The sequence below is a fragment of the Paenibacillus sp. NMA1017 genome (assembly GCF_058895805.1).
In genome coordinates this window covers 1,014,286-1,033,411 of sequence record NZ_JBZXYR010000001.1, presented here as the reverse complement: position 1 = coordinate 1,033,411, position 19,126 = coordinate 1,014,286, and the positions used below count along the sequence as shown (strand labels likewise).

16 protein-coding genes and 6 tRNA genes are annotated in these 19,126 nt (G+C 46.7%); 17 read left to right on the top strand and 5 right to left on the bottom strand.

What is annotated here, in order from left to right:
- Nucleotides 1-131: 131 nt before the first annotated feature.
- Entirely contained in the window at nucleotides 132-2,354 is a 2,223-nt protein-coding gene (locus AC5ELV_RS04775; protein ID WP_493429305.1) for a Tex family protein, read from the top strand.
- 105 nt (nucleotides 2,355-2,459) lie between these two features.
- On the opposite strand, the gene cmpA is transcribed toward AC5ELV_RS04775, so the two are convergent.
- Complete coding sequence (cmpA, locus tag AC5ELV_RS04770) at nucleotides 2,460-2,594, bottom strand: cortex morphogenetic protein CmpA (RefSeq protein ID WP_007429337.1); 135 nt, start codon at nucleotides 2,592-2,594, stop codon at nucleotides 2,460-2,462.
- 144 nt (nucleotides 2,595-2,738) lie between these two features.
- On the opposite strand from cmpA, the gene AC5ELV_RS04765 reads away from it, so the two are divergent.
- From AC5ELV_RS04765 to AC5ELV_RS04755, 3 genes are all read left to right on the top strand, one after another.
- Nucleotides 2,739-3,263, top strand: a complete 525-nt coding sequence (locus AC5ELV_RS04765; protein ID WP_493429304.1) for a SprT family protein — start codon at nucleotides 2,739-2,741, stop codon at nucleotides 3,261-3,263.
- A 44-nt stretch (nucleotides 3,264-3,307) separates the two neighbouring features.
- Nucleotides 3,308-3,383 (top strand) — tRNA-Asn (locus tag AC5ELV_RS04760).
- A gap of 1 nt (nucleotide 3,384) precedes the next feature.
- Nucleotides 3,385-3,473, top strand: a tRNA-Ser gene (locus AC5ELV_RS04755).
- A gap of 177 nt (nucleotides 3,474-3,650) precedes the next feature.
- On the opposite strand, the gene AC5ELV_RS04750 is transcribed toward AC5ELV_RS04755, so the two are convergent.
- Nucleotides 3,651-4,526: a Cof-type HAD-IIB family hydrolase gene (locus AC5ELV_RS04750; protein WP_493429303.1), complete on the bottom strand. Its 876-nt coding sequence runs from the start codon at nucleotides 4,524-4,526 to the stop codon at nucleotides 3,651-3,653.
- Nucleotides 4,527-4,595: 69 nt separating this feature from the next.
- Nucleotides 4,596-5,357 (bottom strand): DeoR/GlpR family DNA-binding transcription regulator, encoded by a 762-nt coding sequence (locus tag AC5ELV_RS04745; RefSeq protein WP_013309250.1) that lies wholly within the window; start codon nucleotides 5,355-5,357, stop codon nucleotides 4,596-4,598.
- A 244-nt stretch (nucleotides 5,358-5,601) separates the two neighbouring features.
- Here AC5ELV_RS04745 and AC5ELV_RS04740 point away from each other — a divergent pair.
- The 6 genes from AC5ELV_RS04740 (at nucleotide 5,602) to AC5ELV_RS04715 (ending at nucleotide 7,592) form a co-directional block, all read left to right on the top strand.
- Nucleotides 5,602-5,673, top strand: a tRNA-Glu gene (locus tag AC5ELV_RS04740).
- Between the two features lie 86 nt (nucleotides 5,674-5,759).
- A tRNA-Lys gene (locus tag AC5ELV_RS04735) sits at nucleotides 5,760-5,835 on the top strand.
- A gap of 15 nt (nucleotides 5,836-5,850) precedes the next feature.
- Nucleotides 5,851-5,933 (top strand) — tRNA-Leu (locus AC5ELV_RS04730).
- 166 nt (nucleotides 5,934-6,099) lie between these two features.
- Entirely contained in the window at nucleotides 6,100-6,555 is a 456-nt protein-coding gene (locus AC5ELV_RS04725; protein ID WP_493429302.1) for a MarR family winged helix-turn-helix transcriptional regulator, read from the top strand.
- 185 nt (nucleotides 6,556-6,740) lie between these two features.
- Complete coding sequence (locus tag AC5ELV_RS04720; RefSeq protein WP_493429301.1) at nucleotides 6,741-7,115, top strand: helix-turn-helix domain-containing protein; 375 nt, start codon at nucleotides 6,741-6,743, stop codon at nucleotides 7,113-7,115.
- A 93-nt stretch (nucleotides 7,116-7,208) separates the two neighbouring features.
- Complete coding sequence (locus tag AC5ELV_RS04715; protein WP_279831776.1) at nucleotides 7,209-7,592, top strand: helix-turn-helix domain-containing protein; 384 nt, start codon at nucleotides 7,209-7,211, stop codon at nucleotides 7,590-7,592.
- A gap of 124 nt (nucleotides 7,593-7,716) precedes the next feature.
- Here AC5ELV_RS04715 and AC5ELV_RS04710 read toward each other — a convergent pair whose 3' ends face one another.
- Together AC5ELV_RS04710 and AC5ELV_RS04705 are read right to left on the bottom strand one after the other, a co-directional pair.
- The gene (locus AC5ELV_RS04710) at nucleotides 7,717-7,938 is read right to left on the bottom strand and encodes a Rha family transcriptional regulator (protein ID WP_069291380.1); all 222 of its coding nucleotides are present in this window, start codon (nucleotides 7,936-7,938) and stop codon (nucleotides 7,717-7,719) included.
- 322 nt (nucleotides 7,939-8,260) lie between these two features.
- On the bottom strand, nucleotides 8,261-8,998 hold the full coding sequence (locus AC5ELV_RS04705) for an urease accessory protein UreF (protein WP_493429300.1): 738 nt from the start codon (nucleotides 8,996-8,998) through the stop codon (nucleotides 8,261-8,263).
- A gap of 263 nt (nucleotides 8,999-9,261) precedes the next feature.
- Between AC5ELV_RS04705 and AC5ELV_RS04700 the strand changes: the two genes are divergently transcribed.
- From AC5ELV_RS04700 to AC5ELV_RS04670, 7 genes are all read left to right on the top strand, one after another.
- Nucleotides 9,262-9,344: transfer RNA gene (locus AC5ELV_RS04700), tRNA-Leu, on the top strand.
- Between the two features lie 339 nt (nucleotides 9,345-9,683).
- Nucleotides 9,684-11,468, top strand: coding sequence for a sensor histidine kinase (locus AC5ELV_RS04695; RefSeq protein WP_493429299.1), 1,785 nt, complete (start codon nucleotides 9,684-9,686; stop codon nucleotides 11,466-11,468).
- Entirely contained in the window at nucleotides 11,465-13,072 is a 1,608-nt protein-coding gene (locus AC5ELV_RS04690; protein WP_493429298.1) for a response regulator transcription factor, read from the top strand. Before AC5ELV_RS04695 ends, AC5ELV_RS04690 begins: the two co-directional genes overlap by 4 nt.
- A 193-nt stretch (nucleotides 13,073-13,265) precedes the next feature.
- Nucleotides 13,266-14,780: an ABC transporter substrate-binding protein gene (locus tag AC5ELV_RS04685; RefSeq protein ID WP_493429297.1), complete on the top strand. Its 1,515-nt coding sequence runs from the start codon at nucleotides 13,266-13,268 to the stop codon at nucleotides 14,778-14,780.
- A 100-nt stretch (nucleotides 14,781-14,880) separates the two neighbouring features.
- The gene (locus AC5ELV_RS04680) at nucleotides 14,881-15,750 is read left to right on the top strand and encodes an ABC transporter permease (protein WP_493429351.1); all 870 of its coding nucleotides are present in this window, start codon (nucleotides 14,881-14,883) and stop codon (nucleotides 15,748-15,750) included.
- A gap of 12 nt (nucleotides 15,751-15,762) precedes the next feature.
- Nucleotides 15,763-16,644, top strand: a complete 882-nt coding sequence (locus AC5ELV_RS04675; RefSeq protein WP_493429296.1) for a carbohydrate ABC transporter permease — start codon at nucleotides 15,763-15,765, stop codon at nucleotides 16,642-16,644.
- Nucleotides 16,645-16,686: 42 nt separating this feature from the next.
- Complete coding sequence (locus AC5ELV_RS04670) at nucleotides 16,687-19,023, top strand: alpha-L-rhamnosidase-related protein (protein WP_493429350.1); 2,337 nt, start codon at nucleotides 16,687-16,689, stop codon at nucleotides 19,021-19,023.
- Nucleotides 19,024-19,126: the final 103 nt, after the last annotated feature.

Below are 19,126 nucleotides of genomic sequence, written 5' to 3'. Positions count from 1 at the left end.
GTCCTTTTGCGTGTCCAATGAAAATTGCAGGTAGGGCTTGCTTTAACGTCACCTGCTGGCGCTTTGAATCATTTTTTGTGATAATGAAAGACATGGTGTATGACAAGAGCTGTGAGGAAGAAGGGATAGGTTTGTCTAACGAGGAAACGAAGACGGAAATCCGGCAGGAGCCGAACGAAGCAGAACGCCAAGAGCGGATTGTCAAACAAGTGGCGAGAGAGCTGTCGCTGGCACTCAAGCAAATCCGGACAACGATCAGTTTGTTGGATGAAGGGAATACAATTCCTTTTATCGCGCGTTATCGTAAGGAAATGACAGGAGAGCTGGATGAAAATCAGCTACGTGAAATTGAAGATCGTGTAGTGTATTTGCGTAATCTGGAGGATCGTAAGGTAGAGGTCATCCGCATTATTGATGAGCAGGGCAAGCTGACGGAAGACCTGCAGGCGGCTATCACCTCTGCGGTTAAACTTCAGGAAGTGGAGGATCTGTACCGTCCGTATCGGCAAAAGCGCAAAACCCGCGCCAGTGTAGCAAAGGAACGGGGACTGGAGCCGCTGTCTATCTGGATCTGGAGCCAGCCAAAACAGGGCGATGCTCTGAAAGAAGCCGAGTCTTATGTAAATGCGGAACTGGGAGTGGACAGCGCCGAGGCGGCCATCCAAGGGGCCTTGGACATTTTAGCTGAAAATATAGCGGATGATGCGGCTATTCGCCAATGGGTACGCCGATATACGCTGGACCATGGTATGTTGACCTCCGAAGCGAAGGACGCGGAGCAAGAATCCGTGTATGAGAACTACTACAGCTATCGTGAACTCGCCAAGAAAATGCCACCTCACCGTATTCTGGCGATTAATCGCGGGGAACGGGAAGGCATTCTTAAGGTTGGTCTGGAGGTAGTGCCAGATTCCATTTATAATTACGTGGCAGGCCAAGTGATTAAAGGATCGTCTGTTGTGCAAGATTTGCTGCGCAGTGTCATTGAGGATGCGTATAAAAGACTTATCGCGCCATCTATCGAGCGTGAAGTACGCGCTGAAATGACGGAGAAGGGCGAGCAGCAGGCCATCTCCATCTTTGCAGGCAACTTGCGCAGCCTGTTGCTACAGGCTCCGATCAAGGGCCGACGTGTGCTCGGTGTCGATCCAGCCTATCGGACAGGCTGCAAGCTGGCGGTTGTCGATGACACCGGCAAGCTGCTGGAAGTGGCTGTGACGTATCCGACACCGCCGAACAACAAGAAGCGCGAGGCTGCTGAAAAGTTCAAGCAGCTGATTGCCCAATACGGTATCGAATTGATTGTCATTGGTAACGGAACCGCTTCGCGCGAGACAGAGCAATTCGTAGCGGAAGTCATCGCGGACATTGGTGACAGCAGTCTAGCGTATCTGATCGTCAATGAGGCCGGCGCGAGCGTATATTCTGCCTCCAAGCTGGCACAGGAGGAATTTCCCGATTTGGACGTGGCCGAGCGTAGTGCGGCTTCCATCGCACGTCGTGTGCAGGACCCACTGGCTGAGCTGGTTAAAATTGAGCCGAAGGCTATTGGTGTAGGTCAATACCAGCATGATGTGTCGCAGAAACATCTGGATGAAAGCTTAAAGGACGTTGTCGAATCAGCCGTTAACCATGTTGGTGTGGATGTGAACACGGCTTCCTCCGCGCTGTTATCCTATGTAGCAGGAATCAATGCGACGATTGCCAAAAACATCGTTAAGTACCGTGAGGAAAACGGTAAATTCAGCAACCGTCGTCAGTTGCAGAAGGTGCCGCGTCTTGGTGCAAAAACCTACGAGCAATCTGTAGGCTTTATCCGTATACCGGGTGGAGAAAATCCGCTGGACCGCACACCGATTCACCCTGAATCGTATGCTGTCGTAGACCGCCTGTTGGCGGAACTGAACATTAGTGCCCACGATCTGGGCACCAAGGCTGCAATGGAAGCGCTGAGCGTGTCCAACATTGACGAACTGGCCGCGAAGCTGGAAGTCGGCGTGCCGACACTGAAGGATATTCTCGACAGCCTCCAGCGTCCGGGCCGTGACCCGCGTGACGAGCTGCCGTTGCCTGTATTCCGCAAGGATGTGCTGAAGATCGAGGATCTGGCACCAGGTATGGAGCTTCAGGGAACCGTCCGCAATGTCATTGATTTTGGCGCGTTTGTCGATATCGGTATTAAAAGTGACGGGTTGGTTCATATTTCACAGCTGCGCAGCGGCTTCGTAAAGCATCCGATGGATGTCGTATCTGTCGGTGATAACGTAACGGTGTGGGTGTTAAATATTGATTTGAAAAAAGGCAGGGTTGGTCTGACGATGAAACCTCCTGCAGAGGCGCAATCGCAGGCATAATACTTTAAATAATGCTGTACAACCTTTTTGTGAAGGGTTAACAAAAGCCGGAATCTCCGAACTGCATCGGAGATTCCGGCTTTCATTTTTGGATGCCTTTAGCTTTTACCCGTTGTTGGCATCGAACTCCACGCCAGGTGCTTTATGATAAAAAAACCAACAATCGTTCAACAGTTTAATTTGGCGCCGGTCCTTTTTGTAAAAGGCCCGCATGAGCTGGTTGCTGAGCCATTGAGGCAAGCCGATCTCCTCCTCTGCGTTACATCTGTATGTTTAGCATATGGGGTGGATACCTAAAGTGTGCTTATGAATTGGGGGTTAGACTTCGGCCGTTATTTTATAATATGCTTGTCAGTAAGGAGCAAAGGAGGAGAGACCGTAAGGATGGAGTCCAAGTCCCTGAGCAATTCAATGAACCATTCAATGAGCCGTTCTATGAGTAATGAAGAGCTACAAGAATGGGTAGAGCGCATTTCGCTGGAGAGCTTCGGCGTCCCGTTTCGACATCAAGCCACCTTTAATGCGCGCCTGTCTTCCACAGGCGGTAGGTATTTTATGAAAAGTCATCATATTGAAATTAATCCACATCAACTCGCAGCTTACGGACGTTCTGAGGTAGAGAAAATTATTAAGCATGAGCTGTGCCATTATCATTTACATTTGCGTGGAATGGGCTATCAGCATCGAGATGCTGACTTCAAAGCATGGCTGACCCGTGTAGGAGGAAGCAGGCATTGTCAGACTCTGCCGGGAAGAACGGAACGTAAGCCTCAGCCTTATCGTTACAAGCTAGTATGCGTTTCCTGTAAGCAGGAGTATATGCGCAAGCGTAAGATGAATCCTCAGCGGTATCGCTGTGGGAAATGTGGAGGTAAACTTCGCCTGTTGGCACTTGACGGCACCCCCTGAATCATGGTAAATTAACCATACTGTATGAACATTTACAGTAATGTTCCCTGATAGCTCAGTTGGTAGAGCACTCGACTGTTAATCGAGTTGTCACAGGTTCGAGTCCTGTTCGGGGAGCCATGGAGAGGTACCCAAGTGGCTATAAGGGGACCCTCTGCTAAGGGGTTAGGCTGCGAAAGCGGTGCGAGGGTTCGAATCCCTCTCTCTCCGTTGGTATTTTAAGTAGAAAAAGGACGCTCGTATGCATTGTAATGATGCTTGCGAGCGTCCTTTTCGTCTATATCTGCTTTGAGATAACGGTGGACTAAAATTCGTTTAAATGGAGAGACGAACGTGCTGCGTAGAGCATGAAGCGACGTCAGCCTGCTTGTACGCAGCCAATGACTTCTATTTCACAGTGTCAGCCTCGACTGTCTTGAGTATGTTCAACAGACCATGAGCGACGCCATCTTCTGCATTAGTCAAAGTCACTTCGGAGCAGACGGCCTTAATGTCGTCTTTTGCATTGCCCATGGCAATGCCTCTTCCTGCCATTGTCAGCATGGAGATATCGTTGTAACTGTCCCCAATCGCTACAGCTTCCTGCATGGGAATGCTCAGATGATTCGCCAGATAACGCAATGCATTACCTTTAGACGCGTCCCTATGCTCGACTTCAAAGTTACGGTCTGAAGAGATGACCATGTTCAGGCCCTGAAAACTTCGGTAACGCTCACGGCCCCGATCCAATTTGGCTTGATCAAAGGAGAAACAGAGCACGTTATAAATCTCTACATCCAGTGGAATGTCCTCATATGAAGCGATGCGGGTATGTCCGGTCTGTTCATATTGTTTTTCAGCTGCGTGTAATAAAGTATCCAGCGAAATATCCGGGTTGGCGCTCAGCAATCGGTCCATTTCAACAGCAAGTAGCTGATGTCCGTTTTGTGGAGAATAAATAGCGCGGTCTGTCATGACCTCATAGTAAAAGTCGTTGTCGTGCAGCCAGCTCAGCACTTCAAACGTTTCACTGCGGCCCATAGGAGTAGAGGTTAACTGACGACGATGCACATCGTGTACGGTTGCGCCGTTTGCTCCAATGACGGGAGTTATAAGTTCTGCTTCCTCTAGCTTCGTCCAGGCGTCATAAGCGGCTCTACCAGTGGCAATTGTCACCTGAACGCCTTGCTTCTGTGCTTGGCGTATAGCCTCCGCGTTCACTTTGCTTATTTTTCCTTCCTCGTTCAGCAGTGTTCCATCCATATCAATCGCAAACAGTTTCATTTGTCTCCAACTCCTGTCTTTCGATATCTCTGTGATAAATCTTGAGTTCTAGCTAAGCAGTTTCATATTTTATGAGGGTACAACAACTTCAACATCATAATGTTGCAAAATTTCCAGCATCGCTGGTTCTGGCAATCTGTCGGTGATCACGATATTAACTTCAGACAGATCGGCAAAGCGATATGGAAAATTGATTCCGAATTTTGAATGGTCTGCAAGGATGATCACCTGATCTGCTTGCTTCATCATCTGATGCTTCAGCATACCGTCTTCTTCATGAATCAGGCTTAGTCCGTGGGCAGATATACCACCAATCCCGATAAAGGCTTTGTCTACAAAATAGTGAGACAAAGTGGCGATCACGGAGGAGCCATATACATATCGGTGTTCTTTTTGCAGGCGGCCTCCCAACAGATGTATGGAGACACCGTCTTTTCCAGATAGCACGTCAGCCTGATTGATTGAATTGGTGATGACCGAACATTCCTGCACATTCAGTCTTTCTGCACACGCCTGCACGGTGGTAGAGGAATCCAATATAATACGATCCTTATCTCGTACCATGCTGGCAGCCAGCTGTCCGATCACTTGTTTCTCCTCGGATACAGTAAGTAGTCTTTCGTTATAATTTCCAATTGGATCATGATGAAGTGTAGGGAGAAGAGCGCCGCCACGAGTGCGAATAATTTTTTGATGCTCCTCAAGTTTTACCAAGTCTCGACGGGCCGTATCTCGTGAAACATTAAAAAATTCACAAATATCATCCACCGAAATACGCTTGTGAAGCTGTAAGTAATCAACGATTTTTAACATTCGTTCTTCCTGATACATAGAAAGCTCCTCGGATATATAATTATTTCGGTATCTCGTAAGTGATTATAAGTAAATGCAAGTGATATTGCAATCATTTATCGGTATTTTCAGGATTTAAGTGATTTTAGATAAGTTATTTTAAGCAAATACGCATTTTGTAATTATAAAAACTGCTTTTTTAAAAATTTCAAAAATAAGTATTGCCATTCGTTATTCTATTTGATATACTCTTTCTTGTCGCCAAGTTGGCGCATAATAATAAGGCCCGTTGGTCAAGGGGTTAAGACACCTCCCTTTCACGGAGGTAACAGGGGTTCGAATCCCCTACGGGTCATTGTTGTCTTTATAGACTACATGTTGCATGCTTAAGGGAAATTCCTGAGGTCTGGTCTAATGGCGGACAGCTTGGATGAACAGCATGAGCCATTAGCTCAGTTGGTAGAGCACCTGACTTTTAATCAGGGTGTCGAAGGTTCGAGTCCTTCATGGCTCACCATTTATATTTTGTTATGCGGTCGTGGTGGAATGGCAGACACGCTATCTTGAGGGGGTAGTGAGCGTACGCTCGTGGAGGTTCGAGTCCTCTCGACCGCATCAATGGAATAAACGGAAAAGTCTCTCGAGGTAGAGGCTTTTTTTTATTTGTGTAGTGATGTAATAAAGTAATGATTATGATGAAATAATGATTCCATAGTATAATATAACGCCAGAATGTTATAGAATAATAAATATATAAACTTAAGAAGTGACGGTGAAAAATATGGACACTCAACTGTTAGGAAATATATCAGAAAATATTTTGGGCTTGTTTCCGATTGTGAAGAAGAAATTTTTCACCTACGGTCCGCTTGATTTTCCGTTGCATTTGTCGCCTAATAACTTTCAGGTGCTCATGCTTCTGCGTGAAGTGCGTTCGTCTACAGTATCCGATTTGTCCAAACAACTTAATGTCTCACGTCCAAACATGACTCCTCTTCTGGATAAGCTGGTGGAGCATGGGTTGGCTGACCGCCAATCGTGTGATTCGGATCGCAGAGTCGTGAATGTGGCGATTACACAGGAAGGCGATGCTTTTTGTGAACAGGTATTTCATAACTTCTCCAATAAAATTCAAGAAAGACTGGTGTATCTGCCAGAAGAAGATTTATTACATCTGAGTGAAACTTTGAATGAGTTGAAGCATATCTTACTTAAAATCGACAACTCTGCTACGTGATTGGCGTAAGTGAACTGGCTTAAAGACCGCCCTTTCTTCGGAAAACAGGCGGTTTTTGTTGCGTGTTGTGGTATAATGGAAACCAACATACATAATTCGGTAATTTTAGCATACGTGATCTTTGAAATGGAAACAGAGAACATGATATCGTTATTTGAGAGCCTGCTAGGGAGGAAGGAACTTCTATGCAATCTATTTATCATCGCATTGAGGAACTCATCAAGGAACGGGGAATGACGAAAAAGGCGTTCTGCCAGCAGTTAGGCATTAGTACAGGGAACTTCGGAGATTGGAAAAGAGGAAAAACGACGCCGGGCACGAATAAACTCATTGAAATTGCTTCTTTTTTTGATGCCAGTCTGGATTGGATTATGCTGGGTCGAGATGTACAGGGTGAGGTGCTAAAGGAGTCGCAAGACCCTTATTTTTTTGACGCTTCAGGGCAACTGAATTGCCAGGGGGAAACGTTTAGTGAGGCGGAAAGAAATTTTATACTTGAGTATATTGAATTTACCCGCTTTCGTAAAGAGAAAAACCAGCGCAATTCTACTATGGGGTAATGGTTGCTTAGGATTTGATGAGGATTACTAATGGGTAAGGCTGAAAAATGAAAATTATTTCAGAAAAAGTTACTGTGTCGGAGGGGAAATATTTTGGGAGATCAAACTATTTATCAGCGGATTGAAGCTTTGATTAAGGATCGGGGAATGACCAAGAAGGCATTTTGCGAAAAACTTAAAATCAGTTCAGGGAATCTCGGTGATTGGAGAAGAGGTAAAACAACGCCGGGTACCACCCATTTGATTCAGATTTCGGACTTTTTTAATGTATCGCTCGATTGGTTAATGAAAGGGATTAAGCCAGGAGAAGGCGTACTTCAGGAGCAGAAGGCTGCTTATTTTTTTGGAGTGATGGGGCCACTGAATTGCCAGGCAGAAGATCTTGAGACGGAAGAACAGAATTTTATTTTAGAATATGTTGAATTTGCGAAATACCGTAAGCGAAAAAGTGAGAAGGATAAAACAAAGCCGGAATAATTTTTTGGCTAAAGATCGTCTGGGTTGAAAACCCGTAAACGAACTGGAGGGGTTCGCTTTACGGGTTTATTTGGTTTCTTGGTGATATGGAATGACCTATATGTAACTGGAATGCTTGTTGGGTTTAGAGTGGCGGTGCCTCCTTATAATCGTTATCGTCGATGTTCAGAATTGCAGCAACTTGTTTTCTGTACCTTTGTGCTTTGCGGGTGCCGTGAATCAGATTGGACAAGCGTGAAGGCGGAATATTGTGTGTCTCACAAAATGTTTTCTGATCCAGTCGAAGTTCGACAAGCCGTTGTTTGATGGCCCACCCGAAGGAGGTGACAGGCATTTTGTTGTTCAAGAGAAATCGCCCCTTACGGATTCTTGCGGAATAATTGGTGTGTTATAATAATCATCAGTAAACATGTTAGAATTAACCATCTGAAACCATGATACACTTTTATACGTGTTTTTACAATCGGAAATACGTTATTTCATTCAATTAATTACTTAAATAAGTGGGAATTTTACGAAATCGTGAAGTGCCAGGTGACCTGAATCATCCATCAAGCCCGTTAACGATGTGGAATTGCCGGTTATGCCTGGATAAAAAAAGCACTCTGCCACTTGAGGAAAGCGGTAGAGTGCTTTTGGTGCTGCAGACTGATTGGTGAAATGAGGCATCAGGGGGATGCTGGAAGGCGTTTGGGGAGGCCGGGAGAGAGAAACAGTCTAGGTTCATCCCATTGGCTATTATGACTCATATAAAGTGGTAGAGTGATGTAGGAGCTGGACCAATGTCTGTGAAGAAGGCGACGCTGAAATGCGGTTGGCTCAGGTTCGTTAAGCTTCTTCCATGCGGAGAGCAGCTCGCTAGTCATACGCTCCATAAGAGGGTTCTTTTCCTCGTAAGGAGGATTGAGTAGTTTGAAGGCGTCTTCCACACAGAAGGACACCGCTGCGCTAAGATAGCCGTGAACGGTCTGTTCTACATCGTTTCCGAGGAGGAAGTTAATCCAGGTGTGAACGGTAGCGAGTGTGCCAATCGTATTGTATTGAATGAGTATGGATTCCAACTGGTCAAATTCAAGCCAAGGATAAAGAGCCTTAGCGAGCTTGAGTAGACGCTGACCGGATAGACGCGACTCCTTCACATGCTGCAAGGAGGGACGTTGGGTATGCAGCATCTTATCAATGAGGGCGATCCGCCAACCGTCATTCTGCTGAATGGCGACATACAGACTTTTGATAGCCATGCCGTCAACGGTTGTAAATTGAGGATACAGATCATCCAGCATGTAATGTTCCAGGTCTTGTAGACTGCTCAAACGTCCGTTACGGAATAGTTTCTCCAGTCCGTTAAAACGGGTGAAGCCACCAACAGGTAGGGAAGGGTCCAACATTAATGCATAGTTCAGCAAGCGGTTGCCTTTATGCAGAGCGGTTCGCCTCCTCGAAGTGAATACTAATGTTATATTATTTTACTTTGTACTTAGGGGTAACGGATATATTCGAATTATATGTAATTTATATTTACATTTAAATCACTTTTGTGTCAAATTAAATATTCTTATCGCTCATATATGTTAGTTAAAATAACATATAAAATGATTATTATATTTTTTGTTTACAAATAGTTGATGAGAGAGTATAATAAATCTGTTGCCTCAAAACATTATGATTTGCGGTCGTGGTGGAATGGCAGACACGCTATCTTGAGGGGGTAGTGGGCGTACGCCCGTGGAGGTTCGAGTCCTCTCGACCGCATTATATGTAAGACACGATTACCATAAAACAATAATCAAAAAAGCATCCTGACACGTTTTGTGTGAAGGGATGCTTTTTTTGGTTTAAGAGCTCATTTTTGCTGCAAGAGCTTTTCAATACTCCTGCCAGCTTATCCGGAGTTGTTTGCGGTACATAGCGCTTAAATACGTTACCTTCTCGTATGATTAAGAATTTCGTAAAATTCCATTTAATGCTTCGGGGAGTTTTTTCGCCGCCAATAGCCGTCTCGACCGCCAGCAAGGGGGTGTTCAGGGTTCGCCCTTATTCTCAACGCTTGAGGCGCGGAGAACTTTGCGCTATATTCAAGGAGAACTTGATATGGGCGGCCTTTGTTCCAGGCGGCAAATTTACGGAAGACGGGTGAAGCGGATGCGCAAGATCGACTGGACGAATATGACCAAAACATTAACTTTCAAGCTTACGCTGGGGTCACAGTTGCTGATCATCCCGCTGGTGTTTTTCCTGGTATTCGATAATTTATATTCAATTAATGTATTGCATAATAAAATATCGGAGTCCAAAAAAGAAACCGTCGCTCTTTATATGAATGAAATTGACGCCGAATTGAGAAATGTCGATGATTATATGCTGAGGATGCTGACTTATGATTTAAGTATTTCGAATTTTGAAAATGAGGATATCGGGGTGAGAGAGGTTGCCAAGAGCGGATTAAGGGATGATCTGGTGCAAGCGAACTCCTTCTACAAGATGATCGACGGACTGTTTATTTATTCAAAGCTAACTGATGATTATTTATATTCTTTTAGTTCCCGGACAAACTATCCCGAAAGAATCGCCGTATCCAAATATACGATGGGGATCATCAACGAGGGCGACAGTTTTGCGGGTGAGCGCTGGTTTCCGGCTTCCATCAACTCCTCGCACTATCTCATCAGGATATTCAATACGGGGAGCACCTATATAGGCGCGTGGGTAAACACGGATACTTTCGTCCATTATCTGAATGGCATAAACCTAGAGCGAACCGACTCGTTCATTCTGGCCAGCGAGCAGGGAGTTCCCCTGAACAACGCTGAATTTATCGAAAACCACAAGATCGACTTGTCTGGCGATTTGGAAAAATACTATTTCACCGGAGCCGACAACAAATTTATGGTAGTGGGCCAGGAATCAAGGCAGGGAGGCTTTCGTTTAACGGCTGTTGGTAATGAAAAGAGCATACTGGAGGGGCTTGACCGTATCCAGATCATCATTTTTATCATCGCTTTGTTATCCATTCTTTGTATTCCGTTAACCTATATCCTGTTGCAGAAATGGATCTTCAGGCCGATTACAAAATTGAAGCATGCCATCAAAAAGATGGAAGGCGGAGACATGAGCCATAACATTAAGGGAGAAGAGCATCCGTACGAGTTTATGCTGTTGATCGACACGTTCAACCGCTTTACTTCCCAAATCAGCCAGCTTAAGATCGACGTTTACGAAGAACAACTGCAGAAACAAAAGGCCGAGCTTCAGTATCTTCAGTCGCAGATCAAGCCGCATTTTTACTTAAACGCTTTCAATACGATCTACAGCATGGCTCAGATGAAGGATTACCGGATGATTCAGGACATGGCGAGATGCTTGTCGAACTATTTGCGATATATGGTCAGAGGGAACTTCTCCCTCGTCCGGTTTGAAGATGAATTAAAGCATGTTCAGAACTACTTGCAGATCCAGCAAATTCGATCCGGAGATAATCTGGTATGCTACATCGACACCGATCCGTCGCTTATGAATTTGCGTCTCCCGCCGTTGATTCTGCATACGTTTATCGAAAATATAGTGAAGCATGCTTTCGATATATACGAATCGATCGAGGTGCATATTAAGGGATTCCTGCTTGAGAATAATCAGGACAAGCTTGCCTGCATCGTCATCGAGGATAGCGGGGAAGGCTTTTCTCCCGAGGCGTTAGAGCAAATTCGTTCCTATAGCGGCCACAAAGAGGACGGAGAGCGCATCGGGATTTGGAATATCAAGCAAAGACTGAAGTTAATGTACGGCGACAAAGCCAGCGTAACTGCCAGCAACCGCGAAAACGGCGGGGCCCGCATCGAAATTGTAATCCCCGCAGAAATGGAGCCGAATGGATTATGAAAGTGATTATTATAGATGATGAAATCCAGACTGTCCGAGCGATCAAGTATACCATTAATTGGGAGAAGATTGGGATTGAAGAGGTGTTTATGGCGTATAATATCGCGCATGCCAAGGATATCATATCCCAGAGCAAGCCCGACATTGCCGTTTGCGATATCGAGATGCCTCAGGGCAGCGGGCTGGAACTGCTTCAATGGATAAAACTAAACTTTCCGGATATGGAGAGCATTTTGCTGACCTGTCATGCGGAATTCGAATTTGCCAAAAAAGCGATTCAACTGGGCAGTTTTGATTATCTGATCAAGCCGATTCCGTTTGAGGAACTGGAGCAGGCGGTGTTCAAAGCCGCTTCCCAAATCGTATCGGCAAGGCGCTTGAAAACTTATAGCGAATACGGAGAGTATTGGATCAAAAACCAGCCGGCGTTGGCCGAAAGCTTCTGGTCCGATCTGATCAGGGGGCGTTTGTCCGGCAAGCCTGAAGAAATTGCCCGGGAAGCCCAGAAAAGAAACGTAGATTACCAGCTGGACGAGCGATATTTGCCTGTATTGATTATTCCGAAAAGACTGGTGACCAAGCTGAAGAGCTGGAATCCTCATCTGCTTGATTACGCTTTAAAAAATATCGCGAGCGAAATCCTCCTCGAAGCCGTGAATCCGAATGCTGTTCTGATCTTAAACGGCCAGTTGCTGGCGATTTTGCCGGAAGCCCCTGACTCGCAGGATGAACATCAAATAAGAGAAACATGCCGGAAAGTGATAGACGCTTGTCAACAATATTTGGGATGTACGGTGAACTGCTACGTCGGTGACTTTATCTTTGGAGAACAGTTGAGCGATATGGTGAACCGGCTGCTGGAGATTGATAAAAACAATGTGACGATGACCGGTAAAATCATTGGCCTGAATGAGTGGCAAAGCGTGGGCAGCTTCGCTTACGCAGCCTTATCGGCACCCCATCCGCAATGGACGGAGCTGCTTGAAAACGGCGACAAGGAAAAATTGCAGCATGAAATGGATCATTACATTCGCAATTTGGCGGCTAAAGGGCAGCTTACTTTTGAAACGCTGAGTCTGCTGCAACAAGATGTTTTGCAATTCGTTTATGCTTTTTTGGAGCAGCAAGGGGTTCAAGCGCATCGGCTGTTCCTGGACCCTGAGTCGCAGGAGTTGTATCGCAAGGCTACGACAGCCATGGAACAGATGATCCGCTGGGTTCATTATTTCATCGGAAAGGCAGCTGATTATTCGCAGGAAGTTGCCAAGTCGCAAACGGTCATCGATAAAGTGAAGAAGTATATTGATGCCAATTTGCATAACGAAATCACGCGGGATGAGCTCGCCGGCCTTGTTTTTCTCAATTCCGATTACTTGACCCGCCTTTTCAGGAAGTCCACCGGAAGGTCCATTATGGAATATATCACGGACACTAGGATCAAAAAGTCGATGATACTGCTGAAACGGTCGGATTTGCCGGTCCGTACGGTAGCCAGCCAAGTCGGTTACGATAACCTGGCTTATTTCTCCAAGCTGTTCAAAAAAACGACAGGATATGCTCCGTCGGAATATCGAAGACAGCATCAGAAGTCGGAAATGGAATAAAAGAAGTCGTATAAGAACAATCCCATCAATATATGGGATTGTTTTCATTACGGAATGCAAATGAATGGTTAGCGGATGGTCGGAAATGTATTAGTTTAAGTCGCCAGGGTGAATGCGTCTCCATTATGTTAGCGTTTACAATAAATAAATAGCAAGGCTTTAACAACAAAACGAAGGTAAAGGGGAGAGCAAGATGAAAAGAACGCGTATAATTCTGGCCGTATTCACATTGATGGCCATGCTGTTATCCGCTTGCGGCGGAGGGAACAGCGACAGTGCGGGAACGCCGGGCAATTCCGCGGCAAGTCAGCCGGATGAAATTGTTTATGGATTTCCCGTATTCGGCAACATCCCCAGTGATATGCAGCTTATCGAGGATGAGGTCAACAAAATATCAATCCCGGAAATTAATGTGAAGGTGAAGCTTCTGCCGATCAATGCTGGCAGTTGGAGGCAACAGGTTAATTTGATGATTTCAGGCGGGGAGAAGCTGGATCTGATGCCGACCCTCGATACCTATTTCAGCCCGATGGTCGCCCAAAGACAACTGAGGGATATTACCGACTTGCTGGAGCAGCATGGTCAGGGAATCAAGTCCGCGGTTGGCGAGAAATTTCTTAAAGGAACAACGGTGGACGGGAAAATTTACGGGGTAACGGTAGGCAACGGAAAAGCCTCTGTTCCGAACATCGCGATGAGAAAGGATATTTTGGATAAATATGGGCTGAGTATCGACAATGTGAACACCTTGGAGGATATTGCGAAGATTTACGAAACGGTAGCTAACAACGAACCGCAAATGTCCATGCTCGTTCCGGCCAGTACAGGCAATATCATTTTAACTCCTTCCAGTCTGTTAATGCATTCCCAGTATGATGGTCTTGGCGACGGTTTTGGGGTGATCATGGGGAACGACAACTACAAGGTGGTTAACCTCTATGAGACCGAAGAGTATAAATCGCTGCTCAAGACAATGCGGGATTGGTATCAAAAAGGCTACGTGCTAAAGGATGCAGCGACAACGAACGAAACGGCCGTCAATTTGTTCAAAGCAGGGAAAGGCTTCTCCCAATTTGTGAACGGGGAAGTCGGTCAAGACACCCAGTTGACCCGGAACACCGGATTTTCATTCGTCACCAAGAAATTACAGGAGCCTTTGATTACCTCCTCGGTTATTCAGGGATTGACCTGGGTGGTACCGATTACTTCACAAAATCCTGAAGCGGCGATGAAATTCTTGAACCTGACCTACACCAACCCCGATGTTATCAACCTGATCGACTGGGGAGTTGAGGGAAAGCACTATGTGAAGAAGAAGGACGGAACGATCGGCTACCCTGATGGAGTGAATTCCAGTAATACCGGGTACGGCTTGGGTCAGGACTGGCTCATGGGCAATCAATTGATCGCTCATGTGTGGGAAGGAAACGATCCAAACAACTATAAAATATTGGAGAAAAACAATAAGAACGCTCCAATTTCAATCGCGCTCGGTTTTTCTTACGACAGTTCCAAGGTCAAGACCGAAATTGCCAACGTGACCAATGCGAGCAATCAATACCGCCCGGCGCTTGAATCGGGAAGCGTTGATCCGGATCAGGTTTTGCCGGAGTTTCTTTCCAAGCTGAAGGCTGCAGGTATCGACAAGATCATCGCCGAGAAACAAAAGCAACTGGATGCATGGGTCGAAGCCAACGGTAAAAAGTGAAGCCAAAAGTTCCTTGCGTTAATTGAAGCAAGTAAAGTAAGGAGGAGCATATTTGTCCGGAACCCGCAGTAAGAGAAAAACAAGTATTCCCATGTATTTGATGATGATGCCCGGTTTGTTGTATCTGTTCATTAACAATTATGTGCCGATGGCCGGTTTGTTCATTGCCTTCAAGGATGTCGATTATTCCAAAGGGATTTTTAATAGTGATTGGGCGGGCTTCAACAACTTTAAATATCTTTTTAGCACTTCGGACGCCTGGATCATTACTCGCAATACGTTGCTGTACAATGTGGCTTTTATTATACTAGGAACCGTTCTGGGTGTTGCTGTAGGTATCTTGCTCAGCGAAGTGACTAGAAAGTTTTTTTCCCGGTTTTATCAGACGGTTCTGCTGTTGCCTCAATTGATTTCTATCATTATCGTGGCTTATATCGGTTATGCCTTTTTGAGCGTGGATACCGGCCTGTTGAACAATAGTCTTCTGCCAATGTTGGGTATAGACCCGGTTTCCTGGTATGCGGAACCTGTTTATTGGCCCTTCATATTGACCTTTACTCATTTGTGGAAGGGCCTTGGCTATTCCTGTATTATCTATCTCGCCGCAATCATCGGGATCGACCGCTCCTTGTATGAATCGGCGGAAATCGACGGGGCCGGCAAATGGAAGCAGATCACCTCGATTACGCTGCCGTTGCTCAAACCCACCGTTATTGTGCTGGTGCTGATATCGATCGGAAAAATTTTCTACGCTGACTTCGGCCTCTTCTATCAAGTTCCGCTGAATTCAGGGGCGCTATACAGCACAACCAATGTGATCGACACCTATGTATACCGCGGCTTATTGCAAATGAATGATATCGGCATGTCTTCAGCAGCGGGCGCTTACCAATCCATTGTTGGTTTCTTCCTTGTCTTGCTGGCCAATTATATCGTCCGAAGAGTGGATAAGGACAATGCCCTGTTCTAGGAGGTGAATGAAATGACCCAACAGCGAAATTTCTGGTTTCAGGCCGGGATTCATCTCGTATTGATGATCCTGGCGCTCGCGAGCATTTTGCCGTTTTTGCTGCTTGTGATCTCCTCGTTTACCGACGAGACGACCTTGACTTTAAACGGCTACTCTTTTTTTCCAGAGAAGTTCAGCTTGAAATCCTATGAATATCTGTTTGAGCAGGCCCCTATGCTGTTGCGGGCTTACGGAATTACGCTACTGGTGACCGTTGTCGGAACCGCATTGGGACTCATAATTACGGCCATGCTGGCTTATCCGCTGTCGAGAAGGGATTTTTCGAAACGGAATGTATTCTCGTTTATCGTATTCTTCACGATGCTATTCAATGGAGGACTGGTTCCTTCCTATCTGATGTGGACGCAATTTTTCCATATTAAAAATACGATCTATGCGCTTATTTTTCCGAATTTGCTTGTCAGTGCGTTTTATGTCATTTTGATGAAAAACTATTATTCCAATAACATTCCTCCCGAACTGATCGAAGCGGCGGAGATTGACGGGGCTGGAGAATACAAGACATTTTTTCACATCATTATGCCTTTGTCGCTGCCGATTCTGGCTACGGTGGGTCTGATGCTCGGGATCGGTTATTGGAATGACTGGACCAATGGCTTGTATTTTTTAACAGATCCCAAATTATTCAGCCTGCAAAATGTGCTGAACCGGATTTTAACGGATATTCAATTTTTGAGCAGCAGCACGGTTAGTCAGAAGGTGAACACGGAATTGCCAAGCTCTGGCATCCGCATGGCCATTGCCGTCGTGGGAATGGTGCCGATTCTGGCATTGTATCCGTTCTTCCAGAAATACTTTGTCAAAGGCATCACCATTGGAGCCGTAAAAGGATAAAACTGCACAGCAGGAAGGGAGGAAGAGCCCCGTTTGGCATACATGGCCGGACGGGGCTCGCCAATTCAGATGAGTTTACGATCAACTGGAAGTCACAGCCATTGGATTTGGACCCGGGACGCTTATGATCGGAATCGGGCTGCAATTATTTTTTTTCGCAAGGAGCTTGTGCTGGAGCAGGGCGTGAAATCTGCGGTGTTTAAGATCAGTGCCGATTCACGGTACAGGCTTTATGTTAATGGGGTTTCCGTGGCGCAAGGACCTTGTAAGGGCGACTGTCACGTCTGGTATTATGACGAGATCGATGTGTCCAAGGAACTGCGCCAGGGTGTCAACGTCTTCGCAGCTATTGTGCTGCGCTATCCCCAAGAGCATGATAAGGGCAATCATTCGGTGTGGAGAACGGAAATGCCGGGGTTTTATGCGGACGGGACAATTATGCTGCAAAATGAAGAGCGTCTCACGTTCGGCACGGATGATACCTGGAAATGCTTCTATGCGGATCACATCCGTGTAGGCAAAGGCAATCCCTATTTCGAACCGCTGCAAATTACGGAACAGGCGAAAGGGGATGCCCGGTCTTTTGGCTGGAAGCAAGAGGGTTATTCCGACCTGGAATGGGGTCATGTGTTTGCTTATCCGCAATCCGGCGTCAAAAAGGCGGTCAGTCCCGGCGGGTTAAGTCCAAGACCGATCCCCTTTATGTTTGAGAAGCCGCGAAGCTTCGATAGCGTGGTATGCGCAAGAACGCCGGAAACCGATGTTAAGGCATGGGAGAAACTGATCGGAGAAGAAGAAGCGTTAACGATTCCGGCCGGTACAAAGGCTGTTGTGGAGATTAGCGCCGGGGCGGAGACGACCGGATTTTTGGAGATGGCATTTGCCGGAGGAAGAGGTGCCAAGCTTTCCGTTCTTTGTGCGGAAGCTTATGTTTACCCTGTAGATGACCAGGCGGCCCGTCCTGCGGTTTTCTTCAAGGGAGATCGCACCGATTTCCAAAGCGGCTATTTGCCGGGCGTGGCGGATGAATACGAAATCGGTGGCTTCGGTTCTGTGGAGCGGCCCGAAGAATACGAGCCCTTCTGGTTTCGGACCTTCCGGTTTGTGCAAATGGCCGTCGAAACCGGAGCGGAGCCGTTGACGATCGTCCGCTTGGGCTATCGCGAGACCGGATACCCGCTCGATGTGCAGACGAAGGCGGAAGCCTCTGATCCTTCGCTGTCCGGAATCTGGGACATCAGTGAGCGGACTTTGCGTCTTTGTATGCATGAAACCTATGAGGACTGCCCGTATTACGAGCAACTGCAATATGCGATGGACTCGCGCTCGCAAATTTTGTTCACTTATGCCATCGCCGCGGATGATCGGCTGGCGACAAAGTGCATCGACGATTTTTTCCGATCCCAGCGTTATGACGGCTTGACGAACAGCTGCTATCCTTCTACCGGCCCCAACGTGATCCCCGGGTTCTCCATTTACTACATTTTAATGATTCACGATCATATGATGTATTTCGGTGACCGGAAGCTGGTCGAGAAGCTGCTGCCTTCCGTGGAGAGAGTGCTCAGGTTCTTCGATGATCGCCTGGATGAAACCGGGTTGACGATGAAAACTTCGGAGGGAGGCATGGGGGATCCCTATTGGTCCTTCGTCGATTGGGTGAGGACCTGGGACAGAGGGGTTCCGAACGCGATTCGTTACGGTCCCGTCACCTTCGACTCGCTGTTATACCGGATGGGGCTGCAAGCGGCGGCGGATTTGGCCGGTTATTCAAATCGGCCTGATTTGGCGGCAAGTTTCCTGAAGAAAGCTGAAGGCATCAAACGTGCCGTGCTCGCTCACTGTGCAGGCAAGGACGGCCTGATTCAGGACGGCCCGGGATTTGAGGAATACAGCCAGCACGCGCAAGTATTCGCCGTATTGACGGATGTGGTTACAGGCCCTGAAGCCCGCAGGCTGATGGAAATCGCTTTGGCCGATGAGCACATGGCCAAGTGTTCCGTGGCAATGGCATATTATCTGTTCCGGGCGCTGGAGAAGGTGGGACTCTATGAACGAACCGATGAATTATGGGGCTTATGGAGAAATATGCTGAAGAACAAGCTCACGACGCTCGTGGAAGATGATGTCAGCGAACGCAGTGACTGTCATGCATGGGGGGCGGTCGTCCTGTATGAGCTTCCGTCTGTCATCTTGGGCGTAAGACCGGCGGAGCCGGGATATGCAAGTGTTCGCGTCAACCCGGTTCCCGGTTATTTGGACTGGGCGAAGGGCGAGGTCATCACTCCGAAAGGAGCCATCAAGGTCCAGTGGGCCAAAGGCGATGACGGAAACATCGATTTAAGCGTGGATGCACCGCCGGGAGTACGGATCGTTTGATCATCGGCACCTATTGAACAAGCTCTTGAATTTTTCCCTAGGGGAGATTCAGGAGCTTGGTTTGTTAAAAACAGAAATCGAGATAAAGAATCAAAAAAAAAGA